A 25943-nucleotide genomic window follows, 5' to 3' on the forward strand; every position below is an offset into this window, starting at 1 on the left:
GTACGCGGACAGGCGGCACGCGGGCCGCACTCCCCGCCCACCATGGACCCGGACACACCATCAGCCCGGCAGCGTCAACGCGACGGCCGCACGTTCTCACTCCTGCGGGTGAGTGGGGGAGGGGGCGCGGTGTGCCGCAGCGCGCGGTACGCCCCTGTGCCTGATACCACCCCCGCTCCCGTGTGCCTGGTACCACCCCCGCTCCCGGCCGCCCGCACCTCCGCCGCTCCGGCACCCCGCGCTCGGCGCACCGCGAGCAGGGTGGGTGTTTCGGCACCGCTTCCCACGGAGACCCGGCCCGTTGTCCACAGGCCGTGGAAAGCCCGGGAGGCGCGATGACGACGACACCGACCGCACCGGCGCGGACGCTGCACCGCACGTCCGCGCAGTCCGCGAGCCAGCCCGGACGGGTGTGGGTGGACGGCGGCGAGCAGACGCTGCCGGTGGCCGCGCCACCCGCACTCGGCGGTGCGGACGCCGACCCCGCGTGGCACCCGGAGCAGCTGTACGCGGCGGCGGTGGCGTCGTGCCTGCACCAGACGCTGGGCATCGTGGCCAGCGAGGTGCGCGGCGCCGACCTCACCGACAGCCGCGTCACCGCCGACGTCGCCCTCACCCACGATGGTTCGCTGCACTACGGCTTCACCACCCGGGTCACGGTGGAGGTGCCGCGCGTGGACGCCGCCACCCGCCGCATGCTGCTCCGCGAAACCCTGCGCGTCTGCCCGATCGCGGACCAGGTGGAGCTAGCCGATGCCTGACGCCTGACGCCCGTCCGTAACGGTGTGACGACCGCCGTCCGCCCTCGGCCTGATCCGGTTGTGCGCGGGGTCAGGGCATTGCCGCCAGCAGTTCGCGGCAGGCGGTGGCGCAGCGGCGGCAGGCTCGCGCGCAGACCTGGCAGTGGTGGTGCCCGGTGTGCAGGTCGCACTCGTCGGCGCAGGCCGCGCACACGGTGGCGCAGGCTTCCAGCAGGGCGCGGGTGACGTGGGCGTCGTAGCCGGTGTGCCGGGACAGGACGCGGCCGGTGGCGTCACAGACGTCGGCGCAGTCGAGGTTGGTCCGGATGCACTTGCGCAGCTCGGTCACCTCGTCCTCGCACAGACAGGCGTCCGCGCAGGCCGTGCAGACCTCCACGGACGCGAAGCACTCCTCGATGCAGCGTGCCAGCGCCACGCGGTCCACGCGGCCCAGACGCGCCGGGTAGGTCTCCAGCATGTCCAGTGCCGGGGTGACCATGATGTGTCGCCTCCGTTCGCGCCTCCCGGTGGCCGGGGGCCGGTCGCGGCCCGCAACGGGGCGGCCCCCCGGGGGAGCTACGCCCCGGCGGGTAACACGCGCGCGGTGGGGGCAAACCTGATTGTACGGAGTTACGGCGCCCGGGGTGCTGGCCACCGCTCCGGGCGGCGGGCGCGACGCTGGGCAGGCCGGTGGCCTCGCGGTCTAGCGGCGGCGGTTCCGGCAGGGGCGTCACCGGGCCGTCGGCGCGTCGGTCTGGTCGGTCTGGTCGGTCTGGTGGCTCTGGTGCTGCCGCACCGCCAGCGTGATCCGCTCCGGCTGGGGTGGGTGGGGGAGGGGTCTCAGGTCCCGGGCGTCACCCGGTTGGGTGGCCGTCTCTTCCAGGCTGACGGCGGGTCCTGCGCTGTTAGAGTAGCCGGGCGCTTTGTCCCCACGAGTTGTGCAGCTAGCTCGCGGAGAGTCCCGGGGCGGCCACTGGCCGTCGCGGGACTCGCTGTACGTCAGGTGAGGGAGATCTGTGAGCAGCGAAACCGTCGGACGGTTCGGGCACCGGCTGGCCGACGACACGTGGCACTGGCCGGAGGGTACGTACGGCCGCTGCGGCTACGCGTCCGGGGACCGTGCCCCGAGCGCCGAACTGCTCCCGGTGCGTTTCCCCGCCACCGGCCGCGAACGCCTCCTCGACGCCCTCGCCGCCGCCCTGCGAGACGGGGGGAGCCCGCGTTCAAGCCGCACGAGATCATCAGGCCCGCGAGCACGCGCACCCTCTACACCCGGGTGGAGCGCCCCACCCGCCGGGCGAGCCGCCGAAGCCGCGGGGCTAGCCGAATGAGCCCGGTTCCCGTTGCCGCTGTGATCCTGTCCCCCCGACCTTCCGTCGCGCCGACAGAACGGAGATCATCACTCCATGTCTTCCCTGCACGAGAGTTCCCCGGCCCCCGGCCCGGTCGTCGCCGAGCAGTACGCCCGCGACGGGGCCCACGTCATCGTCGTCCGAGGTGAGCTGGACCTGGACGCTGCTCCGGCGCTCGCCCAGGCCATCGAGGACGCCCGCCGAGGTGGCGCCACGCGCGTGGTCGCCGACTTCACCGATGTCGCCTTCTGTGACTCCACCGGCTTGAACACCCTGCTCCAGGCGCACCTCGGCGGTGACCTGCGGCTGGCCGCGCCGGGTGCGTCCGTGCTGCGGCTGTTGCAGGTCACCGGGGCCGACAGCGTGCTGCGCGTGTACCCGGCGGTCGCCGAGGCGGTAGGGGACTGACCGCACCGCGCCCCAGCGGCCCCGGGCAAGGGGAAGCCGGGACGCGTGGAGGCGGCGCGGAACGCCAGGTTCCGCGCCGCCTCCACGCGTCTGGTACCGGATCGTGCCCGGTGATACGTCACCTGTCCGTGAGCAGTCCCGCGCGCAGCTTGCCCAGGGTGCGGGACAGCAGGCGGGAGATGTGCATCTGGGACAGGCCCAGCTCGGCACCGATCTGCGCCTGCGTCATCTCCTGGCCGAACCGCATCTGGAGGATGTGCCGCTCGCGCTCGTCCAGCCCGGCGAGCAGCGGCTGGAGCGCCTGGAAGTTCTCGACCCCCTCCAGCGCCGGGTCCTCCTCGCCGATGCGGTCGGCGACGCTCGGGCCGCTGTTGCTCTCGGCGCCCTCGTCCACCTGGGCGTCCAGCGACCCGGCCGTGTAGCCGTTGCTGGCGATGACGCCCTCGATCACCTCGTCCTCGCTGAGGTTGAGCCGCTCGGCCAGCTCGCGCGTGGTGGGGCCGCGGCCCAGGCGCTGGGACATCTCGTCGGTGGCCTTCGCCAGGTCGATCCGCAGCTCCTGAAGGCGGCGCGGCACTCGCACCGACCAGCTGGTGTCGCGGAAGAACCGCTTGATCTCGCCCATGATGTAGGGCACGGCGAAGGTGGTGAACTCCACCTCCCGCTCTGGGTCGAACCGGTCGATGGCCTTGATCAGGCCGATCGTGCCGACCTGGACCATGTCCTCCATCTCGCCCGCCCGGTTGCGGAACCGGCGCGTCGCGTAGCGCACGAGGGAGAGGTTGATCTCGATCAGCGTATTGCGGGCGTACTGGTATTCGTGGGTGCCTTCGTCCAGGTCGCGCAGCCGCTGGATGAACAGGCGGGTGAGTTCGCGGGCGTCCTGCGGGGCGACGGCCTGGGCTTCCTCCACGCTCGGCAGCGCCGCGGCCGTGGCGGCGTCGGTCGCGCGCGTGCCAAGGGGCGCGCTGCCGGTCTCACGGTCCGCCGCCGTGTCGGGTGCCGCGTCAGTCGTCTCGGTCGTCACCGTCGTGCTCACGATTCCCTCCCGGGGTTCCAGCCATAGACAGCAGCTCGTCTACCCCGCTTGAGGCAGAGCATGTCCGCCTGCTGTGAAATCGCGTTTCGGAGCGCCGCTTTGGTGCGACCGCCCTGGTCCGACGCCGCGCCCCAAACCCGGCACGGGTGCGCCGCGCACCGCACCAGCGCGGACGCCGGTGCGCCGCGCCGCCGGGAACACCTTGACCTGAAGTTCGGTTGAAGTCTTAGCGTCGGTCCTACCTGACCACACGGGAGGCACGGACATGTCGATGCAGATGGCCGCGTGGAACGCGCTGTACAACGCCCGCCACGCCACCGAGGACCAGCGGCCGTTCTCCCGCGCGACCCTGCGCCGCATCGGGGCGTTCGCCCGCCCGCACCGCCGGCTGATCGGCCTGTTCCTCCTCTTCAGCACCGCCGCCGCCGTCTTCGCCGTCGCCACCCCGCTGCTGGCCGGGCGCGTGGTGAACGTCATCGAGACCGGCGAGGACCGCGCGGCCGTCGTACGGCTCGCCGCGCTCATCGCCGTCATCGCGCTCGCCGAGGCGGGCCTGGGGCTGCTGACCCGGTGGCTGTCGGCGCGCATCGGGGAAGGGCTCATCCTCGACCTGCGCAGCGCCGTGTACGACCACGTGCAGCGCATGCCCATCGCCTTCTTCACCCGCACCCGCACCGGCGCGCTCGTCAGCCGTCTCAACAACGACGTCATCGGCGCGCAGCGGGCGTTCAGCGACACCCTCTCCGGGCTGGTGTCCAACCTGGTGACGCTGCTGCTCACGCTCGTGGTGATGCTCCAGCTCTCCTGGCAGATCACCCTGGTCACCCTCGCCCTGCTGCCGCTGTTCGTGCTGCCCGCCCGGCGCATGGGCGCCCGGCTGGCCCGGCTGTCCCGGGAGGCCGCCAACCACAACTCGGTGATGAGCACCCAGATGACCGAGCGGTTCTCCGCACCCGGCGCCACGCTGGTCAAGCTGTTCGGGCGACCCGAGGAGGAGTCCGCGGAGTTCGTGCGCCGCGCCGGGCACGTCCGCGACATCGGTGTGCGCATCGCGATGCTCCAGATGACGTTCGTCACCGCGCTGACCCTGGTCTCCGCGCTCGCGCTCGCCGCCGTCTACGGCCTCGGGGGCTGGCTAGCCATCGGCGGCGGCCTCGCCACCGGCACCGTCGTCTCCCTGGCGCTGCTGCTCACCCGCCTGTACGCGCCGCTGACCGCGCTGGCCGGGGCGCGGGTGGAGGTCATGTCCGCCCTCGTCAGCTTCCAGCGCGTCTTCGAGGTGCTGGACCTCAAGCCGCTGATCGCCGAGAAGCCGGACGCCGTACCGGCACCGGACGGCCCCGCCGCCCTGGAGTTCGACGCCGTCGCCTTCGGCTACCCGGCCGCTGACCAGGTCTCACTCGCCTCGCTGGAGGAAGTCGCCACGCTGGACACGCGCGGCGGCGAGCAGGTGTTGCACGACATCTCCTTCCGCGCCGAACCCGGTCAGCTCATCGCGCTGGTCGGCTCCTCCGGCGCGGGCAAGTCCACCATCGCCCAGCTCGCCGCACGGCTGTACGACATCGACTCCGGCGCCGTACGCGTCGGCGGCATCGACGTCCGCGACCTGACCGCGTCCTCGCTGCGGCACGCGGTCGGCATGGTCACCCAGGACGGACACCTCTTCCACGACACCATCCGCGCCAACCTCCTCCTGCCCCGCCCCGACACCAGCGAGCAGGAGCTGTGGGAGGCCCTGCGCCGCGCCCGCCTCGACGGGCTCGTCGCCTCGCTGCCCGCCGGACTGGACACCGTCGTCGGCGAGCGCGGCTACCGCCTCTCCGGCGGCGAACGGCAGCGGCTGACCATCGCCCGGCTGCTGCTCGCCCAGCCCGGCGTCGTCATCCTCGACGAGGCGACCGCTCACCTGGACTCCACCTCCGAGGCGGCCGTGCAGGAAGCCCTCGCCGAAGCCCTCACCGGCCGCACCGCGCTCGTCATCGCCCACCGGCTCTCCACCATCCGTCAGGCCGACCAGATCCTCGTCCTGGAAGCGGGCCGCATCGTGGAACGCGGCACCCACGACACCCTGCTGTCCCGTGGCGGCCGGTACGCCGAACTCCACCGCACCCAGTTCGCCCCCGCCAGCTGACGGTCCCAGCCCGCCGCACCGGGCGGGTCTGCGGCACGTGGACGACGTGCCGGGCGCGCCGGAGCACCCGCGTCACGCCGGAGCCGGAGCACCGTGCGTAACCGTGCCGCGCGTGCCCGGCGCGGCGCGGTAACCCGCGCGTCCCCGCCGGTCGTCCGGTCGGCGGCGCTCAAGGGGCGAGCCAGCTGACGGCGGCTCAGGATGAGGCACATGGCCACTACCATCGCCGCCCCGGGAGAAGCGCCGTGAACTTCAGCTACGAGAACCTGCGCCGCTGCACCGTCGCCGTCGATCTGGGCGCGGACCGGACGCGGGTGTACCTCAAGCAAGCGGGCATCGTCGTGGACGAGCCGTCCGTCGTCGCGGTGAACACCCGCTCCGGCGCGCTCATCGCCGTCGGCGCCCCGGCCGAGCGCATGACCGGGCGCACGCCGCCGTTTATCAAGGTGGTGCGGCCCGTCGCGGACGGCACGGTCAACGACGTACAGATGGCGCAGCGCATGGTGCGGGCCCTGGTGGGGGAGAAGGTGCGCCGCGCCTGGCGGTACCGGCCGCTGGTGCGCGCCGCGGTGTGTGTGCCGCACGAAGCCGACCCGCTGGGGCAGCGCGCCGCCGCGCAGACCCTCGCCGGGCTCGGCTGCCGCCGGGTGGAGCTGGTGGACGGCCTGGTCGCGGCGGCCGTCGGCTGCGGGCTGCCGGTCGAACAGCCCGAGGCGACGATGATCGTCCTGTTCGGCGCGCAGACGACCCAGGTGGCCGTGCTCTCCCTGGGCTCGATCGTCGCCGCCACCTGCGTCCCCGTCGGCGGCGAGACACTCGACCTCGCCATCGGCCGCCACGTGCGCAACCGCTACCGCCTGACCCTGCCGGGCGAGGCCGTGCGCGCGCTGCACCAGCAGACCACCGACGAGTCCGGACGCTTCCCCGCCGAACCCGGCGCCATCCTCGTCCACGGCCGCGACATGGCCACCGGACTGGCCCGCACGGTGCAGATGGACGCCCACGAGGTCCACGCCGCCGTGCACGGCCCGATCATGACCGTGCTCGACGCGATCCGCGGCGTCCTGCACCGCTGCGCCCCCGACCTCGTCGCCGACCTGGTAGACCACGGCATCATGCTCGCGGGCAGCAGCGCCCTGCTCCCCGGCCTGGACGAACGCCTGCGCCAGGCGACGTCGATGACGGTCCGCGTCGCCGACGCCCCGGCGTCGAGCGCGGTCAAGGGTGTCGCCGCCATGATCGAAGGCCGCGTCCGCCCCCTGCAACTCCACGTGGACGTCGCCCCGTAGACGCGGCGTGCAGCGAGCGGTGCCGTCCAGCGTGAGGGAGCGCTGCTGTCAGAGGGCGTCGAGCAGCAGGAGAAGGCTGAGCAGGCGTATCAGCAGAACCGCTGTGATGAGCGCGGCTCCAATGCGCCATCCGGGCAACCGCCTTCCCCGGGTACGGGAATCCGGCACCGGCCCCGTCGTGTCGGTCAAGAGGTCCGGGCGCACGACACGGCAATCCGGGCGGTCCGGCAACGGCCGGGTGGTCCGTGGTGCTCCCCACCAGCACGGGTCACGGCTCATCTTTGCCCACGCGGACGACGCACCAGGTACGCGTGCCGTCATCGCTGGTGCCCCAGCTCTCGGCAAGCGCCTGGACGAGGAGCATGCCGCGACCGCCTTCGTCGTCAGCCCCGGCGCGTTTGACGCGTGCGCGAGCTGGGGAGTCGTCGGCCACCTCGATCCGAACGTGACCGTTGGCCAAGGCGAGGCGGAACCGGACCATCTCACCCGCGCCGTGGACCACAGCGTTCGTCACCAGCTCACTGATCAGCAGCCGCACGGTTTCGATCGCGTCCTCGTCATTGAGCCCGCACTGCCGGAGACGGACGGCGCCGATCTGTCGCGCGTGCGCGACGTGGCATCCGCTGCGCTCGAACGATGTCGAGTAGACACCGGAGCGGATATGTCCCACGACGCGCGTCACCTCCGTCGCGGTCGTGGTCTTTGGGGTGACGCTCATTCCGGTCCTCTCGGTGAGATGGAAGAAGGGGGCGGCGGACCAGCGGTGTCGTAAGCGGCGAAGGGTCACTGGCGCCCCTTCTTTTTGCAGATATCGCAGGCGTACGGGCACGGCGATGGCTCCTGCCCGGGCGCCATGCGCACAACGCCCGTGCTGGTGGTTCCGGTCGGCTGATCGACAGGAGCCGTCACGGTGTGCGTGGTCGCCTCATCGGGGCGCACGCACTCGGGGCAAACGAAGGCCGGGGCCGACAGCGTGACTTCGGACTCGGTGGTTCCTACCGGTACGCCTTCAGTGGTCAGTTCCAAGCACCGAGGACAGCGACGCAGTGCGCGTGCTGGCGGGTAATCGGGAACAGAGTTCGCGGCAGCACTCATCTCAGGTCTTCCCGTGAGTAGTTGGGCGACTACTTCACCGTAATGGTGAATTAACTCACTGCGCCACTGGTTCGGTGAGATAACTCACCGTTAGAGTGACGGCATGCACCCCTACGAGCAGATCGCCGAGCAGTACCGGCAGTTGATCCGCGATGGCGCGCTCGCTGAGGGATCGCGCCTGCCAGCCATCCGCGATCTGGCCACCGAGCACGGCGTCTCCACCACGACCATCCGGCACGCGCTCAGCTGGCTCCAGGTTGAGGGCTATGTGCGCACCTCGCCGCGCGGAACCTTCGTCGCCGACGAACCACCAGCCGTGTCCTCGCCACACGACCGCATCGGCCGGTTGCGCCGCACGGGCAGCATCCTCGCCAGCGGTGAGACGAAGCGTGTGCTCGCGGCCGGGCTGGTTCACCCGCCGAACTATGTGGCCGAGTTGTTCGGCCTTGAGGATGGCGATCAGGTGTGCCGTCGCGAGTACGTCATCGGGAAAGGGTCGCGCCGCCAGGCGCTCGCGGTGGACTGGTATCCAGCCACGCTCGCCGCCGCTGTCGGGGCGCTGCTGTCAACGGCGCCGGGCCGGGCGGATGACGCCGTGCCGCTCATCACGGAAGCCACCGGCCGGACGCCCCGGTACGGCCGCGACGCCATGCACGCCCGTACGGCCGACGAACGCGAGGCGAACTACCTTGGTGTGGCCGTCGGATCCTGCATCCTTGCCATGGCGTACGAGTGGTCGGACGATAACGGTGTGATCGTCTACGGCGAGGTGTGCGTTCCGTCGCGCATGGACGTGGGTTACCACTACTCGCTTTGACCCTGATGTGACGGAATAACCTCGGCTGGGTCCAGGTTCTGGGCCTTGACGGCTTGCCGGATGGGCCGACTGTGCCGGGGGTGACCGTGCACTCGTCTCCGGTGTGGGGGATGGCATGCGGGCGTCTGAGTACGGCTACTCATGTAGGGGACACGGCTGGCGCATACCGTCGCCAGCATGGTCAAGACCCCTGCGCGCAGAGCCCGGGCCTTCGGTTGGGCCGCCCTGGCTGTCGTCACCGCGCTCGTCCTGAGCGCGCTCCTGGTTTTCGTAGCGGTGGCGGCGAACGCTGTCGCGGTGGTGGGGAACGCCCTGTGGAACGGGGCGCCGTATCCTCCGGCTGATCCTGACGCGGTCGCGCACCGGCTCAAGGCCCGATCCGACTGGGTGTACGAGGAATTCGCGCTGTCCGGGGCGTACGTACCGGAGGTGCACAGGATCGATACCGGTCCCTGCTACTACCGGGGGGTGAGGAGCCTTGCCCACATTGATGAGGCACGCCTCGACGTCAGCAGCTTCAGACTCCGCTGGAGCGTGGCCGATGTCCCCGAAGCCACCGCACGGGAGGCGCAGCGGCGCGTGCGCCAGCGTCTGGTACAGCGGGGGTGGGAACTCACCTATGAAGGTGACCGAGAGGGTGGCACTCTCCGCGAGCTGGGGTTCCAGTTCGAGGACCCGGACAGTGGCGACATGGTGGGAGTGGATTGGAACACCGCGACTACGACGCTGTTCATCAGCGTCTACGCTCCGTGCGGGCAGCTTCCCGAAGCGTTCGATGAGTACCACTGGCCCGAGGCAGTCTGGCACCCGGAAGAGCAAGCCGCCGGACGTTGACGCCGAGGCGGCTGCTGTGTCGAGGTGGTTGGCCTCGGTACGCGGGCTGGGATGGGGGGCGGAACGAGCATCGGCAAGAGGGGACCGGCTATGCCGCTGGGAGGCGGAAGCGGCGGGGGCGGGGTTGGGGGGTGATCGCGCTGGGGGCGAAGCCGATGTCGGCGGTGGCGTCGGAGCCGGTGAGGAGGTGGAACAGGCGTTGTGCGTCGTCGGGGAGGTCGCGGCGCCAGCCGCAGGAGACGATCGGCCACAGCGCGAGCATGCCCGCCGTCAGCCAGCTGGTGACCTGGATGCCGACGCGGCAGCCGGAGCCCTGCGGCCACAGGCGGAAGTCGTAGCGCGGGACCTGGCTGCCCAGGGGCGTCCACATGCGCTGGCCGAGGAAGCCGATGCGCCGGTCCACCTCGTAGGCGCAGCATTCCAGCCGGAAGTCGCGGTGGCGGCCGGGGAAGCGGTAGCGGTAGACGCACCCGGCGCCGCAGCGGGGTCCGAACGGGTCGGTGCCGCGGATCTCCATCACCCCGGAATGCCAGCGCGGCAGGTTGCGGCCGTCGGCGAGGAAGACGAACACCTCGTTGACCGGCAGGGGGATGGACACATAGACCTGCACCTGCGGCATTGCGGCACCTCCTACGAGCGGGGTGCGCGCCGGGCGTGACGCGCACCCGCTCCCCGACCCGGGTGTCCTGGATGCTTTCCAGGTTCGCCGCAAAAGTTCGGGTATGCCGCTTTTGGTTGAGCCGTTCGGGCGACGGCCGCCTGGCCGACCGGGTGGCCAGGCGGCCCGCGCGTTCCGCTATTCGGCCGGTGCCGCCAGGAGCAGGGCGAAGCGGGCCCCGGCGTCCGTCCACCAGTGGCGGAGCGTGAAGCCTGCCGAGGCCAGCTCGGCCTCCAGGGGCTCGCGGCGGAACTTCACCGAGATCTCCGTGCGCAGTTCCTCACCGCGCTCGAAGTCGATGGCGAGGTCCAGCGCGGGCACCGGCACCGTCTGCGCCAGCCGGGAGCGCAGCCGCATCTCGACCCGCGACTCGGCCGCGTTCCACACCGCGCGGTGGTCGAAGGCAGCCGGGTCGAACGCGGCGCCCAGCTCGCGGTTGAGCACGTGCAGCACGTTCTTGTTGAACTCGGCGGTGACCCCTTGCGCGTCGTCGTAGGCGGGGATGAGGACGTCGGCGGACTTCACCAGGTCCACGCCCAGCAGCAGCGTGTCCCCGGGGCGCAGTTGCGGGCGCAGGGCGGCGTAGAAGGCGCGGCGCTGGGCGGTGTCGAGGTTGCCTAGGGTGCCGCCGAGGAACGCGACGAGCAGGGGGTGCTCGCCGGGCAGGGTGAGGTCCACCTCGTAGTCGGTGACGGCGGCGGTGACGGCGAGCCCGGGGTAGTCGGCGGTGAGCGCCTGCCCGGCCTCGGTGAGCGCGTCCTCGCTGACGTCGAGTGGCGCGTACCGCTGGAGGGTGCCGTGCGCGGTGAGCGCGTCCAGCAGCAGCCGCGTCTTGCGCGAGGAGCCCGACCCCAGCTCGACGAGGGAGTGCGCGCGGGTCGCGGTGGCGATCTCGGCGGCCCGCTCGGTGAGGATGGCGTGCTCGGTGCGGGTGGGGTAGTACTCCGGGAGCTGGGTGATCCGCTCGAACAGCTCACTGCCCCGGCCGTCGTAGAACCACTTGGGGGGCAGCGTTCTGGGCCGCCCGGCCAGGCCCTTGAGGACGTCGGAGCGCAGGGCGTCGGCCTGGTGGCCGTGCGGCAGGCGGCGGGTGAGGGTGAAGCGCCCGGCTGAGGGGGCGGACGAGGCGGTCATGGGATGGGGGTCCTCTCGGGCAGGTGGGCGCTGGGGGAGCGGGTGGGGTCGGCCGCCTGGTCCAGAGGCAGGGCGCGGACGGAGCCGGGGGAGGCGAGCAGCAGGGAGTGTTCGGGCACCTCCTGCCAGCCGTCGGCGGCGTCCGGTTCGGAGGCGACGCACACGCCGCCGCCGTCGTCGGTGCGGTACCACAGGGTGTCGCCGTGGCGGGTGGCGGTGATGGTGCGGCCGTCGGTGACCAGCAGGTTGAGCCGGGCGGTGGGGCGGACGGCGGCGGTGCGCGTCACCAGGCCGGCCAGGACGGTGCCGGGGGGCTCGCCCGCGTCCAGCCGCGTCCGGGCCAGCGCCCACAGGAGGGCGGAGTCGCAGCGGGCCTCCAGCTCCAGCAGGGTCGCGGCGGGCAGGGGTGCGCCCAGGTCGTCGGTGAGCCGGGGCCAGTCGGGTACGGCGCCGTTGTGGCTGAACAGCCAGTCGCCGCCGCCGTAGGGGGCGGCGGCGCACTCGTCCTGGCTGGTGCCCACGGTGGCGTCGCGGACGGCGGCGAGCACGGCGTGGCTGCGCACGACGCGGGCCAGTCCGGGCAGGTTGCCGTCGGCCCAGATGGGCACCGCGCGGCGGTAGCGGGCGGGCGGGCCGTCGGCGGGGTCGGCCGGGTACCAGCCGACGCCGAAGCCGTCCGCGTTGACCGTGCCGTACCGCTGGCGGCGCGGCGCCCAGGACTGCTCGTACAGGCCGTGCGGGACGTCGGTCAGCAGCCGCGCCAGCGGCACGGGCGGGCCGACGTAGGCGAGGTGGCGGCACATCAGGCGCGGCCCCGGCCGGTGTCGTGGCCCGTGGTGCCGTGGCCCGTGCCCCGGCTTGTGCCGCCGCCGGGCGTCCCGTGGCCCGTGCCCCGGCCGCCCTGAGGCGCCGACGCGTCGCGGGCGGTGCGGAACCCGGCGAAGATCTGCCGCCGGACCGGATAGTCCCAGTTGCGGAAGGTGCCCCGGCAGGCGACGGGATCGACGCCGAAGGCGCCGCCGCGCAGCACCTTGTAGTCCGAGGAGCCCGAGGAGCCCGAGGAGCCCGAGGAGCCCGAGGAGCCCGAGGAGCCCGAGGAGCCCGGGCCGAAGAACACCTTGCTGTACTCGTCGTAGGGGTAGGCGGCGAAGCCGGGGTAGGGCGTGAAGTCGGAGGCGGTCCACTCCCACACGTCTCCCAGCAGCTGACGGGCGCCGCTGGGTGCCGCGCCCGCCGGGTACGCTCCGGCCGGGGCGGGCTCCAGGTGCCGCTGGCCGAGGTTGGCGTGCCCGGGTCCCGGCGCGGCGTCGCCCCAGGGGTGGCGGCGCGAGCGGCCGGTGGCCGGGTCGTGGCGGGCGGCCTTCTCCCACTCCGCCTCGGTGGGCAGGCGGCGTCCGGCCCAGCGGGCGAACGCGTCGGCCTCGTACCAGCTCACGTGCAGCACCGGCTGCTCCAGCGGCACCGGTTCGACGGTGCCGAAGCGGCGCCGGGTCCAGCGTGCGCCGTCGCGGCGCCAGAACAGCGGGGCCGTCAGCTCCGCCTTGCGCACGTAAGCCCAGCCCTCGGGGTGCCACCAGCGCGGGTCGCGGTAGCCGCCCGCGTCGATGAACTCGGCGTAGGCGGCGCCGGTGACGGGCGTGGTGTCCAGCCAGAACGCCGGGACGTCCACCTGGTGCGCGGGGCGCTCGTTGTCCAGCGCCCACGGGTCGCTGTCGGTGCCCATGGTGAACGGGCCGCCGGGCACGAACACCTCGTCGGGCAGCGCCTCACCCTCCGGCGGCGCGGGGGGTGGCGGGGCGTGCAGCACGGCCGGGCCGCGGCGCAGCTGGTGGGTGGCGAGCATGGTTTCGCAGTGCTGCTGCTCGTGCTGGGCGATCATGCCGAAGACGAACGCGCCCCCGGCCAGCCCGCCGCCGTCCAGCGGCGCCCGGTCCAGCACCTCGAACGCCTGCCGCCGGACGTCGGCGAGGTAGGCGCGCGCGGCGTCCGGCGTCAGCATGGGCAGCGTCGGCCGGTCGGCGCGCGGGGTGCGGAAGGCGTCGTAGACGGGGTCGAGGTCGGGACGCACGCCCGGGCGTCCGTCCGCCTGGCGCAGCAGCCACAGATCTTCCTGGTTGCCGATGTGCGCCAGGTCCCAGGCCAGCGGCGACATCAGCGGCGAGTGCTGCGCGGTGAGCTCGGCCTCGTCCAGGCAGTCGGTGAGGGCGTGGGTGCGGGCCCGGGAGGTCTCCAGCGCGGCCCGGGCGCGCTCGCGCAGGGTGGCGGCGTCCCGGGCGGCGGCGTCCCGGGCGGGGGCGGGGGCCGCGCCCGGTGCCGGGGTGGTGCTGTGGGCGGTGGATGCGGGCGTGGCGGACATCACAGGGCTCCTCGGTGGACGTCGGCGGGGCAGTGGCCCCGGTCGGCGTAGCGCTCGGCGAACTCGGCGACGGCCCGGTGTGCGGGGCCGTCGGGGTCGGTGGCGGCCAGCGCGGACTCGGCGGCGGCCACGCAGGCGCGCACGGCCGGGCCCAGCAGCGGGTCGGCCGGTCCGTAGCGGGCGGCGCGCAGCCACAGTCCGGGGCCGTGGGCGAGCGGGGTCAGCGACTCGGTGGCGGCGTGCGCGGCGGCGGCGGCACGCGGGTCGTCCAGCAGCGTCGCGGCGACGGCGAGGGCCGCGAGCCAGCCGTCCCCGGACTGGGCGTCGATCATGCGCAGTTCCAGCCAGCCGCGCGGACGCACCGGCGGGAACAGCGTGCTGAGGTGGTAGTCGATGTCGGCCCGGGTGGGTGGACGCTCCCGGTGGCCGCCGCGCAGCCACGCACGCAGGGTGAGGCTTGCGGGTGCCGTCCAGTCGGCGTCCGCGCCGTCCGGCGGGCGGCGCAGGCACAGCAGCGGGGCGTCCAGCGCGTAGCGGGCCCACTCCGCGCGGGGCGGGGCGGTGGCGTGCGGCGGGCGGGTGCGGTGCGGATCGGCGCGGGCCCACACGCGCTGCCGGGTGGACGCCCAGCCGGTGGGCCGTCCGCGCCACAGCGGCGAGTTGGCGAAGGCGGCCACCAGGACGGGGCCGAGCTGGTGGACGAGCCGCCAGCGGGCGCGGTAGCCGGTGGGTCCGTCGGAGTCGTCACCGGCGTCGAGGCTGACCTGGACGGCGGCCGTGGAGCGCATCATGACCCGGCCCCAGGGGCCGTGCCGGTCGAAGTGCGCCTCCATGGCCCGGTAGCGCGGATGGTCCAGCACGCGCGGCGGGGGGCGGAAGGGGTTCAGGCCGTGACCGTGCAGGGCGGCTCCGGCGGAGGCCAGCGTCTCGCGCAGGACGGCGAGGTCGGTGGTGGCGAGCCGGACGCAGTCGGCCAGCGACTCACCGGGCGGGCTGCTCAGCTCCACCTGGCCGCCGGGCTCGCGGGTCAGCAGGCTGCCGCAGGGCAGGCCGCCGGAGGCCAGGAGCGGGGCGAGCGCGGCGTCGATCCGCTCGGCGGGCACGGCGCGGGCGGGGTCCACCCGGTCGCGGACGTGCCACTCCAGTTCCACCCCGACGCGGCGGGGCGGGCCGGTCTTGAAGCAGATCCCGCGTATGTACTCGGCCGCCTCCGCCTCGCTCAGCTCCGCTTCCGGATCAGGCGGGCGGCCCAGCGGCCCGGCGGGCGCGGAGCCCGTACCGGTGTCCTGCACCACGGCATCCATGGCAACTCCTCCCGGAGCGGTGACTCCTGACCGCACACGTCAGACACCCCGCGCACGGGGCACACGCCGCGCACGCCGAACACGTCGAACATGGGCACACAATCAGCTTCCCTGCCCGGTCAGGTGGCGGGACGAAACATGCCGGGGCGGGGGCTGACCGGAATGTGCCGCTCCGGCCCGCCCCCGCCAGCCGCCCTACAGCGGCGGTTCCCCCACCCGCTTCGACAGGTCGATGACGGAGAAGGCCGCCCCCTGCTGGTCCGCGACGCCGGCGAAGCGGCCGTAGGGGCTGTCCAGCGGGCCGAAGTGCACCTGGCCGCCCAGCCGGGTGACGGTGTCGAGGGCCGCGTCGCAGTCGTCCACCGCGAAGTACACGGCGATGTGCGCGGGCACCGAGGCGGGCCAGTCGTCGGTCATCAGGCAGCGGGCCGCGACCGGAGCCCCGTCCACCTCCCAGGCCATCAGGTCCACGCTCGCGTCCGGAACCGGGCGTGAGCGCATGCTCGGGAAGACGGCCGGGTAGAACGCGTCCACCGCCGCCGCGTCCCGCGTGTTGACCTCCGACCAGGTGTACGCGCCGGGCTCGCCCTCCTTGTCGAACCCGGTGTGCGACCTGGCCTGCCACACGCCGAACACGGCGCCGCCGGGGTCCCGGGCCAGGCACATGCGCCCGAACTCGGCGACGTCCATCGGCTCCATCAGCAGTTCGCCGCCGTGCGCGCGGATGCGCTCAGCGGTCGCGTCGGTGTCGTCGGAGGCGTAGTACAGCGTCCACGCGGCCTGCGGCTCCTGGTCCGGCATGGGCGGCGTCAGCGCGGCGACGGCCTTTCCGTCGGAGAGAGCGCCCGTGTAGTACCCGAACTCCGGCGGGCTCTCGCCAAACGTCCAGCCGAACAGTTCCCCGTAGAAGTGCTTGCCTGCGGCCAGATCCGGAACCAGAACATCCGCCCAGCAGGGCACACCCTCGGCATGTGCGGGCATGAGCGACCACCTTTCGTCCCGTTTCGCTCCGCTTCACGCTAACCGCGCCCGCGTGCTTCCGCCCGCCGAGCGGCGGGCGGACAGCCCAGCTGCCCCGGGTGCCCAGCCGCCTGGCCGGACGGCTGGCCACCCGGGGCAGCGCCTCCACCGCGCTACCAGCTGGACTTGCGCACGCCCGGCAGGTAGCCGCCGTGGGCCAGCTCGCGCAGGCGGATGCGGGAGAGGCCGAAGGCGCGCAGGTGGCCGCGCGGGCGGCCGTCCACGCTGTCGCGGTTGCGGACGCGGGTCGCGCTCGCGTCGCGCGGCTGGCGGTTCAGCTCGCGCTGGGCGGCGGCCCGGGCCTCGTCGGACGACGCGGGCGAGGCGATCACCCGCTTCAGCTCCGCCCGCCGGTCCGCGTACCGGGCCACGACCGCGCGGCGCTGCTCGTTCTTCGCGATCTTGCTCTTCTTCGCCATCGTGGACGCCTCCTCAGACCTTGCCGCCACGGGCGCGGATACGGGCGACGGCGGCCTCGACGCCGATGGTGTCCACGGTGCGGATGCCCTTCGCGCTGAGCCTCAGCCGCACGTGGCGGCCCTCGCTGGCCAGCCAGTAGCGCTTGCGCTGGATGTTGGGGTCGAAGCGGCGGGAGGTGCGCCGGTGGGAGTGGGAGACCTGCTTGCCGAACGCGGGTGCGCGTCCGGTGAGCTGGCAGTGGGCGGACATGGGTACGCGAACTCCTTAATGAAAACGATTGTCGTTACCTGTATGGTACTCCGTATGCCACGCAACGACGTCCGCCCGGTGATCAAGCTGAAGTCCACCGCCGGTACCGGCTACACCTACGTGACCCGCAAGAACCGCCGGAACAACCCCGACCGGCTGGTACTGCTCAAGTACGACCCCCTCGCGCGCCGCCACGTCGCCTTCCGCGAAGAGCGCTGACCCACCGGCGAACAGCGCTGCCCCACCGGCCCGGCCCGGCCCGGTCTGTCCCGTCCCGGCATAAGCACCCAAGGAGCACCACCCATGAAGCCCGGCATCCACCCGCCCTACGGCCCCGTCGTCTTCCGCGACCGGGCCGCCGACTTCGCCTTCCTCACCCGGTCCACCGCCACCAGCGAGAAGACGGTCACCTGGGAGGACGGCAACACCTACCCCGTCATCGACGTGGAGATCTCCTCCGCGAGCCACCCCTTCTACACCGGCACCCAGCGCGTGCTGGACACCGCGGGCCGCGTGGAGCGGTTCGAGCGCCGGTACACGGGCAGGACCTACCGCCGCCGCGAGGCCCGCTGATGCTGGACGTCGTCATCGTCTGCGGCCTGCACGCCGACGCCCGCCGGGCCGCCGTCGAGCGGCTGCTGGCGGCCGTCCCCCGCAGCGTCGCGCTCCACCACGACCTGGCCGACGCCCCCGCCACCGGCACCGTCGGCCGCACCGTGCGCGAGGCCCGGGGCCTGCTGGAGACCGCCGGGACACCGCTGGTCAACGACTGCGCCTGCTGCGCCCTGCGCGAGGACCTGGTGCCCGAGCTGGACCGGCTCGCCGCACTGGGCCTGGTCCGGCTGGCCGTGGTGGAGCTGTGGGACTCGGTGGAGCCGAAGTCCATGGCCGAGGTCATCGCCTCGTGCGGCGGCGGGGAACTGCGGCTCGCGGGGGTGGTCACCGCCGTCGATCCGGCCCTGCTGCTGCCCTCCCTCGGCAACGGCGACGACCTCGCGGAGGCCGGTCTTGCCGCCGCCGCGCGCGACCGCCGCACGGTCGCCGACACCTTCGCGCGGCAGCTGGAGTACCCGCCGCTGGTCGTCCTCGCCGACGGCCCCGAACCCGGGGACGCCGAGGACGCGGCCCTGCTGCGCCAGCTCACGCCCGGCGCCCGGCTGCTGCACGTGACCGACGACGCCTTCCCCGCCGCCGTCACCGCGCCCGGGGCCGCCTTCGACGTGGACGCCGCCGCGGCCCGCCAGCACCCGGCCTGCGCGCTGTTGCCGCAGGACACCGCGGAGGTGGCCGGGGCGGAGGAAGCGGGCGTGGGCACGCTGGTGTGGCGGCAGGACCGGCCCTTCCACTCCGGCCGGCTCTACGCCGCGCTGGAGGATCTGTGCTGCGCCGCCGCCCGCAGCCGGGGCCGGTTCTGGCTCGCCGACCGCCCGGACACCCTGCTCAGCTGGGACGCCGCCGGGGGCGCGCTGTGCGTGGAGGACACCGGCCCCTGGCTCGCCGCGCTGCCGGACGCCGCCTGGGACATGGTGCCGCCCCCGCGCCGGGCCGCCGCCGCGCTGGACTGGCACCCCGAGCACGGTGACCGAAAGCAGCACCTGGTCTTCACCTCCCCGGACCTCGACCGCGACAACCTGCGCACCCTGCTGGACTCCTGCCTGCTGACCGACGCCGAGTACGCGGGCGGCCCGCCCGCCTGGCAGCACCTGCCCCGGGCCTTCGACGCCCTCCTCGACCCCGTGGCGTGAGCCCGGCGCCCGCCCGTCCCCGACCCCGACCCCTGAGAAAGAAGCCTCACCATGCCCCGCCGTGACCTCCGCAAGCCCGCCCGTCCCCGGCCCAACCCGCTGGACGCCGCCGGGATCACCTCCATCGACTACAAGGACACCGAGCTGTTGCGGAAGTTCATCTCCGACCGTGGCAAGATCCGCAGCCGCCGGGTGACGCGCGTCACCGTCCAGCAGCAGCGGCAGCTGGCCCGCGCCATCAAGAACGCCCGGGAAATGGCCCTGCTGCCGTACGGCTCCCGCTGAACGAGCTTGTTGAATACGTCACTTGGCCGGAACCCGGCCGGGGCACTCCACGTCTACCCGGGCGTGACCGGCCTGCGACGGAGGGTCGTGCACGTGCATCAGCACCTGCGGATGCACGTGAACAAGGTTATGATCCCGGGAAGCTGGCCAAGTTGCTCGGTGGATGCTTGGCCCTCCAATGACCCGGGAGAGCCTTATGCAGCAGGCGTACAACGGCATGGCCGCGGCGGATCTGCGCGGTGTCGCCTGGCAGAAGAGCCGCCACAGCAACTCCCAGGGGACGTGCGTGGAGTTCGCCAAGCTGCCGAGCGGCGACGTGGCGGTCCGCAACTCGCGGTTCCCAGGCGGCCCCGCGCTGGTCTACACGCCAGCCGAGGTCGAGGCGATGCTGCTGGGCATCAAGGACGGCGAGTTCGACCACCTCGTCACCTGACGCCCCGCCGGGATGCGGCACCACGGTGCCGCACCGGCCTCCCCGGCTACGCCGACGGGCGGGTGGGCTTCCCCCGCTACGCCGACGGGCCGGTGCGGAACAGCGCCCACACGACCTTGCCCGGCAGCGTGCCGTGCAGCGGCTGCCATCCCCAGCTGTCGCTGAACGCCTCCACCAGGAACAGCCCGCGCCCGGATTCGGCGGTGTCCGGCGTGAACCCGTCCAGGTCGGGGTTGCCGGAGACGGGCGCCTCCCGGCTGGGGTCGCGCACCGCGCACACCAGGCGCGACGACCACCGCATCAGGTGCAGCCGTACGGGCGGTTCGGCGGGCGGGACGGCGACGGCCGACGCTGCCCCCACTCCGTGGCGCAGCGCGTTCGTCACCAGCTCCGAGACCGCGAGCGTCACGTTGTCGCCGTGGCGTTCGAGCCCCCAGCCGGTGAGCGTGATCCTGGTGAACTCCCGTGCGGCGCACACCGCTTCGTAGTCTGCGGGCAGTGCGCGGGAAGCGGAGCCGGAAAGGGTGCCCGGGCCGGGCGGCGGAAGGCTCCGCCACAACGGGTCGAGCACCGCCGTTCCTTCGTTACCCATGAACGACGTCCCCCTGACTGTGGCGGCGGGGCGCTCCCGATGGGCCGGGGCACCCAAATCTCTTGGCACTACGTGCACTTGGGCTCTCCCCATGGTTCCCAATGCCCGCGCCGGATGCAAGGGCAGATGCACGTGCACGGAAAACTTTCCTTTCTGTGTAACCACATGGGCACGCAACGAAGCACAAAGATGGCAGACTGCTCCTGGGTCGGGGGTGCTTGTCTGATCAGATAAGGAGCGTTCCGGTGGTAAGCGGCACACAAGGGGCAGGCGGGTCGAGCGGCTCGATGGTGCGCCGGATACTGCTGGGCTCGCAGCTGCGCCGGCTGCGCGAGTCCCGTGGTGTCACGCGGGAGGACGCCGGATACTCGATCCGCGCCTCCGAGTCCAAGATCAGCCGGATGGAGTTGGGGCGCGTGAGCTTCAAGGCGCGGGACGTCGCGGACTTGCTCACCCTCTACGGCGTCACGGACGCCGCCGAACGGGAGCCCCTGCTGAACCTCGCGAAGGAGTCCAGCATCGCCGGCTGGTGGCACAGTTACAGCGACGTCCTGCCCTCGTGGTTCCAGACGTACGTCGGCCTGGAGGGCGCGGCCTCGCGGATCGACACCTACGAGGTGCAGTTCGTGCACGGCCTGCTCCAGACGGAAGGTTACGCGCACGCCGTCGTCGCCAGCGGCCACAAGTCGCTGCGACTGTCGGAAGCCGAGATCGACCGGCGCGTCTCGCTGCGGATGGAGCGGCAGAAGCTGCTGTTCCAGGAGAACGCCACCCAGTACCGCTGCGTGCTGGACGACGCGGCGCTGCACCGCCCGTTCGGCAGCCGCGCGATCATGGACGAGCAGCTGCTCCACCTCATCGAGCTCTCCGAGCGGCCCAACATCCGCCTCCAGGTGGTGCCGTTCACCCTCGGCGGCCACCCGGCCGAGTCCGGCGCCTTCACCGTCCTGCGCTTCCCCGAGCCGGAGATCCCCGACGTCGTCTACCTGGAACAGCTCACCGGGTCGCTGTACCTGGACAAGGCCGAGGAGGTCACCCAGTACGGCGGCGTCCTGGACCGGCTGATGACTGACGGCGCTCTGTCCCCGGAACAGACCCGCGACCACATCCACAAGATCCGCCAACAACACTGATCAGTCAGTACGATGACGCCACATCAGCTACCGCGTCGCCCCCACGGCGCGCACCTCCACCCCACGAAGGAACGGCATGCCCTACTTCACGGACCTGGCGCAGCAGTACATCGACGGTGAATGGCGGCCGGGAACCGGCTCCTGGGACATCATCGACTTCAACCCCTACACCGGTGACAAGCTCTGCTCGATCACCGTGGCCACCGCCGACGAGATCGACCTGGCCTACCGCGCCGCCGAACGGCACCAGCCCGCCTGGGCCGCCACCAACCCCTACACCCGCCGCCTGGTCTTCGAGCGCGCGATACGCCTCATCGACGAGCGCACGGCGGAGCTTACCGACGTCATCGTCGCCGAACTCGGCGGCACCCAGATCAAGGCCGCGTTCGAACTGCACCTGGCCAAGGAGTTCCTGCGCGCGGCCATGAACGTCGCGCTGAGCGCCGAAGGCCGCATCCTGCCCTCCCCCGTGGAGGGCAAGGAGAACCGCGTCTACCGCGAGCCGGCCGGCGTCGTCGGCGTCATCTCCCCGTTCAACTTCCCCTTCCTGCTCTCGCTGAAGTCCGTCGCGCCCGCGCTGGCGCTGGGCAACGCCGTCGTTCTCAAGCCGCACCAGAACACGCCGGTCACCGGCGGCACGCTGGTGGCGAAGCTGCTCCAGGACGCGGGTCTGCCCGGCGGGCTGCTCAATGTCGTCGTCACCGACATCGCCGAGGTGGGGGACGCCCTGCTGGCGCACCCGGTGCCGAAGGTCATCTCCTTCACCGGCTCCGACAAGACCGGCCGCCACGTGGCCATGGTGGCCGCGAGCCACTTCAAGCGCTGCGTGCTGGAACTCGGCGGCAACAGCGCGCTGCTCGTCCTGGACGACGCCGACCTCGACTACGCCGTGGACGCGGCCGTCTTCAGCCGCTACATCCACCAGGGCCAGGTGTGCATGGCCGCCAACCGGATCATCGTGGACCGGGCGGTGGCGCGGGAGTTCACCGAGAAATTCGTCGCCAAGGTGCGCACCCTGACCGTCGGCGACCCCCGGGACCCGGCCACGCACATCGGCCCGCTGATCAACTCCAGCCAGGCCGAACACGTCACCGCCCTGGTGGACGAGGCCGTCGAGGCGGGCGCCACCGCGCTGCTGCGCGGCAAGGCGGAGGGCAACCTCGTCCATCCCTCCGTGCTCACCGACGTGCCCGAGGGCTCCCGCGCGCTCACCGAGGAGATCTTCGGCCCCGTCGCGGTGATCGTGCCCGTGGACGGCGAGGACGAGGCCGTGCGCGTCGCCAACGACTGCCGCTACGGGCTCAGCGGCGCCGTCCACTCCGGCAGCGTCGAGCGCGGCGTGGCCGTGGCCCGGCGCGTCCACACCGGCATGATCCACGTCAACGACGGCACCGTGGCCGACGAGCCGATCGTCCCGTTCGGCGGCGAGAAGCACTCGGGCCTCGGCCGCCTGAACGGCGAGCACTTCACCGAGGCGTTCACCACGACCAAGTGGGTCGCGGTGCAGCACGGCCGCACCGCGTTCCCGTTCTGATCCGGCCACTTCCGGCGGCGACGGCGTGGGGGACGGCACCTGTCAGTACGGGCCCGTAACGTGCTTCTCATCGGCCACCCGGCTGGCCCACGCCGACCGTGCGAAAGGTGAACGTCATGCCCACTTCCGTCGCTCCCGAGGCCCCCGGTGACGAGCGCGGAGCCCTGCTCGCGTACCTCGACGCCCAGCGCGGCGGCCTGCGCCGGGCGGTACGCGGCCTCACCCGCGAGCAGGCCACCTCCACGCCCACCGCCAGCGCCCTGTCGGTGGCCGGGCTGCTCAAGCACTGCGCGCAGGGCGAGGAAGGCTGGCTGCGCACCATGACCGGCGCCCCGCTCGACTTCGGCGACGAGGCCGAGACGGCCCGCTATGAAGCGGGCTTCGCCCTCACCGAGGACGAGACGGTCGAGGACATGCTCGCGTACTACGAGAAGGTCGCCGCCCGCACCGAGGAGGCTGCCCGCGCGCTGCCCTCCCTGGACGAGACGTTCCACCTGCCCGACGCCCCCTGGGCGGCGGGCGGCCCCCGCACCTGGCGCTGGGCCCTGCTCCACCTGATCGAGGAAACCGCCCGGCACGCGGGCCACGCCGACGTCATCCGCGAGACGATCGACGGCAAGGGCGCCTTCGACCTCGTCGCCGAGGAGCAGGGCATCACCTGGGACGCTTAGCCGCCATCCGGACGCGGCGGGGCCGGGGGAGAGATGGGCGCGCCAGCGCCGCGTCAGCCCCCGGCCGCCCCGTCGCGACGCCCGAGCACCACGAGACGCCCGGCTCCGCCTGGCCGCCTGGCCGCCTGCCCGTGCGACGCGATCACCGCGCCAACGCCGCCCGCCACGGGTATCGGCGCGAGGAGTCCTGACCGACGCGCGCCCCACGCCGCGCCCCGCCCCCGCGCGCCCTGCCCGGGCACCGGGGCGGGACGCGGCATATGCTTCCGAACGGAAGGCCGGAAGGAGCAGGGAGAGAAGGACGGACGTGGTCGTCGATCCCCGGAGGAAGGACGCCGTCGGACTGCCGAAGGAGGGGACGGAGCCCGAGGACGCCACGCCGCATTCCGACGAGGCGCACAGCGCGTTCACCCCGCCGACCGGGGTGCCGATGCCCCCGCCGCCCCCCGAGGACGAGCACCCCACGTCCGAGTTCGCGCTCCCCGAGGGCTTTCGGCCCCGGCCGCACGAACAGCAGGGCAGCGCCTTCCGCTCACCAGCCGACCAGCGCGCCTCCGACCTGGGCGACTTCACCCCGGCCACCGGTATACCGCTCGTCCAGCTGGGGAAGCGCAACGCGCCGTGGCAGGACCGGATGCGGTCGATGGTACGGCTGCCGCTGGCCGAGCGTCCCGCGCCACCGGAGCGCCCCGCGCGCACCGAGGACGAGACCGGGCCGCCCGTCCCCCGGGTGCTCGACCTGACGCTGCGTATCGGTGAGCTGCTGCTCGCGGGCGGCGAGGGCGCCGAGGACGTCGAGGCCGCGATGTTCGGCGTCGCCCACGCCTACGGGCTGGACCGCTGCGAGCCGACCGTCACCTTCACGCTGATCTCCGTCACCCACCAGCCGTCGCTGGTCGATGACCCGGTGACGCTCAGCCGTACCGTGCGGCGTCGCGGCACCGACTACACCCGCCTGGCCGCCGTCTACCGGCTGGTGGCCGACATCACCTCCGAGGACGAGACCGCCGTCACCCTGGAGGAGGCGTACCGGCGGCTGGCGGGCATCCGCCGCAACCGGCACCCCTACTCCAAGGGCGCCCTGACCCTGGCCAGCGGCGTGCTGGCGGGCGCGGCGTCCACGCTCGTCGGCGGTGGCCCGACGGTGTTCGTGCTCGCCGCGCTCGGCGCCATGCTCGGCGACCGGCTCGCCTGGTTCGGCTCCAGCCGGGGGCTGCCGGAGTTCTACCAGTTCGTGGCCGCCGCGATGCCGCCCGCCGCGATGGGCGTCGCCGTCCACCTGTTCAACCATCACCCGTGGCTGGACGGCGCCCGCGCCTCGGCCGTCGTCACCGGTGGCCTGTTCGCGCTGATCCCCGGACGCGCCCTGGTCGCCGCCGTGCACGACGGGCTCACCGGCTACTACATCACCGCCTCCGCCCGGCTGCTGGAAGTGATGTACCTGATCGTCGGCATCGTCTGCGGCGTGCTGATGATCCTCTACCTCGGTGACCTGGTGCTCGGCGACGACTTCGTGCCCGACGAGCAGATCACCGTGGAAGAACCCGGGGTCCAGCTCATGGCCGCCATGCTGCTGGCGCTGGCCTTCTGCGTGCTGCTCCAGCAGGAGCGGAGCACGGTGGTGTGGGCGACGCTCAACGGGGGCGTGGCCTGGCTGGTCTTCGGTGTGCTGGCCCACAGCGCCGACCTCGACCCGGTCTTCGCCACCGTCGCCGCGGCGGGCCTGGTCGGACTGTTCGGCCAGCTGCTCTCGCGCTACCAGTTCGTCTCGGCGCTGCCCTACGTGACGGCGGCGATCGGCCCCCTGCTGCCCGGTAGCGCCACGTACTACGGCCTGCTGAACATCGCCCAGGGCAGCGTCAACGGCGGCTTCCAGTTCCTGTCCCGGGCGGCGGCGCTCGCGCTGGCCATCGCCATCGGCGTCAACCTCGGCGCGGAGCTGGCCCGGCTGTTCCTGCACGCCCCGGGCGCCGAGACGCCGCTGCCCGGCCGCCGCGCCGCCAAGCGCACCCGCGGCTTCTGACCCGCACCATGCCCGCTACGGCGGACGGGCCGGGGCGGCGGGAAACCCCGCTGCTCCGGCCCGTCCGCCGACACCTGCCAGCCGTCAGCGGCCAGCCGCACAGGTGTCGCTGCCGTCAGTGGCCGCCGGACGCCTCCAGGCGCTTGACGGACGCCTCGACCTCGGCCTCCGCGTCCGCCCGGCCGACCCAGTTGGCGCCCTCCACGGACTTCCCGGGCTCCAGGTCCTTGTACACCTCGAAGAAGTGCTGGATCTCCAGCCGGTCGAACTCCGACACGTGGTGGATGTCGCGCAGGTGCTCCATGCGCGGGTCGGACGCGGGCACGCACAGCAACTTGTCGTCGCCGCCCGCCTCGTCGGTCATGCGGAACATGCCGATCGCGCGGCACTTGATGATGCAACCCGGGAACGTCGGCTCGTCCAGCAGCACGAGCGCGTCCAGCGGGTCACCGTCCTCGCCGAGGGTGCCGTCCACGAACCCGTAGTCGGCCGGGTACACGGTCGAGGTGAACAGGTGCCGGTCCAGGCGGATGCGCCCGGTCTCGTGATCCACCTCGTACTTGTTCCGCGAACCCTTCGGGATCTCGATGGTGACGTCGAACTCCACTGGGAGGCTCCTCCGTGATCAACACATTCTCTGGTGATTAAGTGTCCCCCACGCAGGTGTGTGCTCGCGAAAGG

General features: G+C 72.7%; 29 protein-coding genes. 15 read left to right on the forward strand and 14 right to left on the reverse strand.

Features of this window, described 5'->3' with window-relative positions; genetic code table 11:
• Positions 1-335 precede the first annotated feature (335 nt).
• Entirely contained in the window at positions 336-761 is a 426-nt protein-coding gene (locus tag JJV70_RS19315; RefSeq protein WP_219049279.1) for an OsmC family protein, read from the forward strand.
• A 70-nt stretch (positions 762-831) separates the two neighbouring features.
• On the opposite strand, the gene JJV70_RS19320 is transcribed toward JJV70_RS19315, so the two are convergent.
• Positions 832-1239 (reverse strand): four-helix bundle copper-binding protein, encoded by a 408-nt coding sequence (locus tag JJV70_RS19320; protein WP_219049280.1) that lies wholly within the window; start codon positions 1237-1239, stop codon positions 832-834.
• A 907-nt stretch (positions 1240-2146) separates the two neighbouring features.
• Between JJV70_RS19320 and JJV70_RS19325 the strand changes: the two genes are divergently transcribed.
• Positions 2147-2500: an STAS domain-containing protein gene (locus JJV70_RS19325; protein ID WP_219049281.1), complete on the forward strand. Its 354-nt coding sequence runs from the start codon at positions 2147-2149 to the stop codon at positions 2498-2500.
• Positions 2501-2618: 118 nt separating this feature from the next.
• Here the strand turns inward: JJV70_RS19325 and JJV70_RS19330 are convergent, their stop codons facing one another.
• Positions 2619-3539 (reverse strand): RNA polymerase sigma factor SigF, encoded by a 921-nt coding sequence (locus JJV70_RS19330; protein WP_374227316.1) that lies wholly within the window; start codon positions 3537-3539, stop codon positions 2619-2621.
• 265 nt (positions 3540-3804) lie between these two features.
• Here JJV70_RS19330 and JJV70_RS19335 point away from each other — a divergent pair, with 265 nt between their 5' ends.
• Entirely contained in the window at positions 3805-5670 is a 1866-nt protein-coding gene (locus JJV70_RS19335) for an ABC transporter ATP-binding protein (protein ID WP_219049282.1), read from the forward strand.
• 245 nt (positions 5671-5915) lie between these two features.
• Positions 5916-6959, forward strand: coding sequence for a rod shape-determining protein (locus JJV70_RS19340; protein WP_219049283.1), 1044 nt, complete (start codon positions 5916-5918; stop codon positions 6957-6959).
• A 268-nt stretch (positions 6960-7227) separates the two neighbouring features.
• Here JJV70_RS19340 and JJV70_RS19345 read toward each other — a convergent pair whose 3' ends face one another.
• Positions 7228-7677, reverse strand: coding sequence for an ATP-binding protein (locus tag JJV70_RS19345; protein ID WP_219049284.1), 450 nt, complete (start codon positions 7675-7677; stop codon positions 7228-7230).
• A gap of 65 nt (positions 7678-7742) precedes the next feature.
• Positions 7743-7985, reverse strand: a complete 243-nt coding sequence (locus tag JJV70_RS19350; RefSeq protein ID WP_219049285.1) for a hypothetical protein — start codon at positions 7983-7985, stop codon at positions 7743-7745.
• A gap of 172 nt (positions 7986-8157) precedes the next feature.
• On the opposite strand from JJV70_RS19350, the gene JJV70_RS19355 reads away from it, so the two are divergent.
• Positions 8158-8871: a GntR family transcriptional regulator gene (locus JJV70_RS19355; RefSeq protein ID WP_219049286.1), complete on the forward strand. Its 714-nt coding sequence runs from the start codon at positions 8158-8160 to the stop codon at positions 8869-8871.
• A gap of 177 nt (positions 8872-9048) precedes the next feature.
• Positions 9049-9705: a hypothetical protein gene (locus JJV70_RS19360; RefSeq protein WP_219049287.1), complete on the forward strand. Its 657-nt coding sequence runs from the start codon at positions 9049-9051 to the stop codon at positions 9703-9705.
• Between the two features lie 88 nt (positions 9706-9793).
• Here JJV70_RS19360 and JJV70_RS19365 read toward each other — a convergent pair whose 3' ends face one another.
• The 8 genes from JJV70_RS19365 to rpmB form a co-directional block, all read right to left on the reverse strand.
• A complete protein-coding gene (locus JJV70_RS19365; protein WP_219049288.1) occupies positions 9794-10324 on the reverse strand; it encodes an SRPBCC family protein in 531 nt (176 codons plus the stop codon).
• A 177-nt stretch (positions 10325-10501) separates the two neighbouring features.
• Positions 10502-11497, reverse strand: coding sequence for an L-histidine N(alpha)-methyltransferase (egtD, locus tag JJV70_RS19370; protein WP_219049289.1), 996 nt, complete (start codon positions 11495-11497; stop codon positions 10502-10504).
• Complete coding sequence (gene egtC, locus JJV70_RS19375; protein ID WP_219049290.1) at positions 11494-12300, reverse strand: ergothioneine biosynthesis protein EgtC; 807 nt, start codon at positions 12298-12300, stop codon at positions 11494-11496. Before egtC ends, egtD begins: the two co-directional genes overlap by 4 nt.
• Positions 12300-13853, reverse strand: coding sequence for an ergothioneine biosynthesis protein EgtB (gene egtB, locus JJV70_RS19380; RefSeq protein WP_219049291.1), 1554 nt, complete (start codon positions 13851-13853; stop codon positions 12300-12302). Before egtB ends, egtC begins: the two co-directional genes overlap by 1 nt.
• Complete coding sequence (gene egtA / locus JJV70_RS19385) at positions 13853-15157, reverse strand: ergothioneine biosynthesis glutamate--cysteine ligase EgtA (RefSeq protein ID WP_219049292.1); 1305 nt, start codon at positions 15155-15157, stop codon at positions 13853-13855. The genes egtB and egtA overlap by 1 nt, the downstream gene beginning before the upstream one ends.
• A gap of 195 nt (positions 15158-15352) precedes the next feature.
• Positions 15353-16138 carry a VOC family protein gene (locus tag JJV70_RS19390; protein WP_219049293.1) on the reverse strand — a complete coding sequence of 262 codons (786 nt, stop codon included), beginning with the start codon at positions 16136-16138 and terminating at the stop codon, positions 15353-15355.
• 152 nt (positions 16139-16290) lie between these two features.
• Positions 16291-16596, reverse strand: coding sequence for a 30S ribosomal protein S14 (gene rpsN, locus JJV70_RS19395; protein WP_219049294.1), 306 nt, complete (start codon positions 16594-16596; stop codon positions 16291-16293).
• Between the two features lie 13 nt (positions 16597-16609).
• Positions 16610-16846: a 50S ribosomal protein L28 gene (rpmB, locus tag JJV70_RS19400; protein ID WP_219049295.1), complete on the reverse strand. Its 237-nt coding sequence runs from the start codon at positions 16844-16846 to the stop codon at positions 16610-16612.
• Between the two features lie 54 nt (positions 16847-16900).
• On the opposite strand from rpmB, the gene rpmG reads away from it, so the two are divergent.
• From rpmG to JJV70_RS19425, 5 genes are all read left to right on the forward strand, one after another.
• Positions 16901-17065 carry a 50S ribosomal protein L33 gene (gene rpmG, locus JJV70_RS19405; protein WP_219049296.1) on the forward strand — a complete coding sequence of 55 codons (165 nt, stop codon included), beginning with the start codon at positions 16901-16903 and terminating at the stop codon, positions 17063-17065.
• 84 nt (positions 17066-17149) lie between these two features.
• Positions 17150-17419, forward strand: coding sequence for a type B 50S ribosomal protein L31 (locus JJV70_RS19410; protein WP_219049297.1), 270 nt, complete (start codon positions 17150-17152; stop codon positions 17417-17419).
• The gene (locus JJV70_RS19415) at positions 17419-18591 is read left to right on the forward strand and encodes a GTP-binding protein (protein WP_219049298.1); all 1173 of its coding nucleotides are present in this window, start codon (positions 17419-17421) and stop codon (positions 18589-18591) included. Before JJV70_RS19410 ends, JJV70_RS19415 begins: the two co-directional genes overlap by 1 nt.
• A 51-nt stretch (positions 18592-18642) precedes the next feature.
• Positions 18643-18876, forward strand: a complete 234-nt coding sequence (gene rpsR / locus JJV70_RS19420) for a 30S ribosomal protein S18 (protein WP_219049299.1) — start codon at positions 18643-18645, stop codon at positions 18874-18876.
• A 196-nt stretch (positions 18877-19072) separates the two neighbouring features.
• Positions 19073-19309 (forward strand): DUF397 domain-containing protein, encoded by a 237-nt coding sequence (locus JJV70_RS19425; RefSeq protein ID WP_219049300.1) that lies wholly within the window; start codon positions 19073-19075, stop codon positions 19307-19309.
• Positions 19310-19385: 76 nt separating this feature from the next.
• Here the strand turns inward: JJV70_RS19425 and JJV70_RS19430 are convergent, their stop codons facing one another.
• Positions 19386-19901: an ATP-binding protein gene (locus tag JJV70_RS19430; RefSeq protein ID WP_219049301.1), complete on the reverse strand. Its 516-nt coding sequence runs from the start codon at positions 19899-19901 to the stop codon at positions 19386-19388.
• Positions 19902-20188: 287 nt separating this feature from the next.
• Here JJV70_RS19430 and JJV70_RS19435 point away from each other — a divergent pair, with 287 nt between their 5' ends.
• From JJV70_RS19435 to JJV70_RS19450, 4 genes are all read left to right on the forward strand, one after another.
• On the forward strand, positions 20189-21034 hold the full coding sequence (locus JJV70_RS19435) for a helix-turn-helix transcriptional regulator (RefSeq protein ID WP_219049394.1): 846 nt from the start codon (positions 20189-20191) through the stop codon (positions 21032-21034).
• 76 nt (positions 21035-21110) lie between these two features.
• Positions 21111-22568, forward strand: a complete 1458-nt coding sequence (locus tag JJV70_RS19440; RefSeq protein ID WP_219049302.1) for an aldehyde dehydrogenase family protein — start codon at positions 21111-21113, stop codon at positions 22566-22568.
• A gap of 116 nt (positions 22569-22684) precedes the next feature.
• Entirely contained in the window at positions 22685-23239 is a 555-nt protein-coding gene (locus tag JJV70_RS19445) for a DinB family protein (protein WP_219049303.1), read from the forward strand.
• 307 nt (positions 23240-23546) lie between these two features.
• Positions 23547-25262, forward strand: a complete 1716-nt coding sequence (locus tag JJV70_RS19450) for a threonine/serine exporter family protein (RefSeq protein ID WP_308294908.1) — start codon at positions 23547-23549, stop codon at positions 25260-25262.
• A 115-nt stretch (positions 25263-25377) separates the two neighbouring features.
• On the opposite strand, the gene JJV70_RS19455 is transcribed toward JJV70_RS19450, so the two are convergent.
• Complete coding sequence (locus tag JJV70_RS19455) at positions 25378-25869, reverse strand: inorganic diphosphatase (protein WP_219049304.1); 492 nt, start codon at positions 25867-25869, stop codon at positions 25378-25380.
• Positions 25870-25943 lie beyond the last annotated feature (74 nt).

This window comes from Streptomyces sp. JJ66, from assembly GCF_019303495.1.
Lineage (GTDB): Bacteria > Actinomycetota > Actinomycetes > Streptomycetales > Streptomycetaceae > Streptomyces.

Coding starts and splice junctions, on each gene's coding strand:
- rpmG (WP_219049296.1), top strand. CDS start 16,901: ATGCCACGCAACGACGTCCGCCCGGTGATCAAGCTGAAGTCCACCGCC.
- egtB (WP_219049291.1), bottom strand. CDS start 13,853: ATGTCCGCCACGCCCGCATCCACCGCCCACAGCACCACCCCGGCACCG.
- JJV70_RS19365 (WP_219049288.1), bottom strand. CDS start 10,324: ATGCCGCAGGTGCAGGTCTATGTGTCCATCCCCCTGCCGGTCAACGAG.
- JJV70_RS19390 (WP_219049293.1), bottom strand. CDS start 16,138: ATGCCCGCACATGCCGAGGGTGTGCCCTGCTGGGCGGATGTTCTGGTT.
- rpsN (WP_219049294.1), bottom strand. CDS start 16,596: ATGGCGAAGAAGAGCAAGATCGCGAAGAACGAGCAGCGCCGCGCGGTC.
- egtA (WP_219049292.1), bottom strand. CDS start 15,157: ATGGATGCCGTGGTGCAGGACACCGGTACGGGCTCCGCGCCCGCCGGG.
- rpsR (WP_219049299.1), top strand. CDS start 18,643: ATGCCCCGCCGTGACCTCCGCAAGCCCGCCCGTCCCCGGCCCAACCCG.
- JJV70_RS19320 (WP_219049280.1), bottom strand. CDS start 1,239: ATGGTCACCCCGGCACTGGACATGCTGGAGACCTACCCGGCGCGTCTG.
- JJV70_RS19425 (WP_219049300.1), top strand. CDS start 19,073: ATGCAGCAGGCGTACAACGGCATGGCCGCGGCGGATCTGCGCGGTGTC.
- JJV70_RS19430 (WP_219049301.1), bottom strand. CDS start 19,901: ATGGGTAACGAAGGAACGGCGGTGCTCGACCCGTTGTGGCGGAGCCTT.
- JJV70_RS19360 (WP_219049287.1), top strand. CDS start 9,049: ATGGTCAAGACCCCTGCGCGCAGAGCCCGGGCCTTCGGTTGGGCCGCC.
- JJV70_RS19315 (WP_219049279.1), top strand. CDS start 336: ATGACGACGACACCGACCGCACCGGCGCGGACGCTGCACCGCACGTCC.
- JJV70_RS19345 (WP_219049284.1), bottom strand. CDS start 7,677: ATGAGCGTCACCCCAAAGACCACGACCGCGACGGAGGTGACGCGCGTC.
- JJV70_RS19445 (WP_219049303.1), top strand. CDS start 22,685: ATGCCCACTTCCGTCGCTCCCGAGGCCCCCGGTGACGAGCGCGGAGCC.
- JJV70_RS19355 (WP_219049286.1), top strand. CDS start 8,158: ATGCACCCCTACGAGCAGATCGCCGAGCAGTACCGGCAGTTGATCCGC.
- rpmB (WP_219049295.1), bottom strand. CDS start 16,846: ATGTCCGCCCACTGCCAGCTCACCGGACGCGCACCCGCGTTCGGCAAG.
- JJV70_RS19435 (WP_219049394.1), top strand. CDS start 20,189: ATGGTGCGCCGGATACTGCTGGGCTCGCAGCTGCGCCGGCTGCGCGAG.
- JJV70_RS19415 (WP_219049298.1), top strand. CDS start 17,419: ATGCTGGACGTCGTCATCGTCTGCGGCCTGCACGCCGACGCCCGCCGG.
- JJV70_RS19335 (WP_219049282.1), top strand. CDS start 3,805: ATGTCGATGCAGATGGCCGCGTGGAACGCGCTGTACAACGCCCGCCAC.
- JJV70_RS19325 (WP_219049281.1), top strand. CDS start 2,147: ATGTCTTCCCTGCACGAGAGTTCCCCGGCCCCCGGCCCGGTCGTCGCC.
- egtD (WP_219049289.1), bottom strand. CDS start 11,497: ATGACCGCCTCGTCCGCCCCCTCAGCCGGGCGCTTCACCCTCACCCGC.
- JJV70_RS19410 (WP_219049297.1), top strand. CDS start 17,150: ATGAAGCCCGGCATCCACCCGCCCTACGGCCCCGTCGTCTTCCGCGAC.
- egtC (WP_219049290.1), bottom strand. CDS start 12,300: ATGTGCCGCCACCTCGCCTACGTCGGCCCGCCCGTGCCGCTGGCGCGG.
- JJV70_RS19440 (WP_219049302.1), top strand. CDS start 21,111: ATGCCCTACTTCACGGACCTGGCGCAGCAGTACATCGACGGTGAATGG.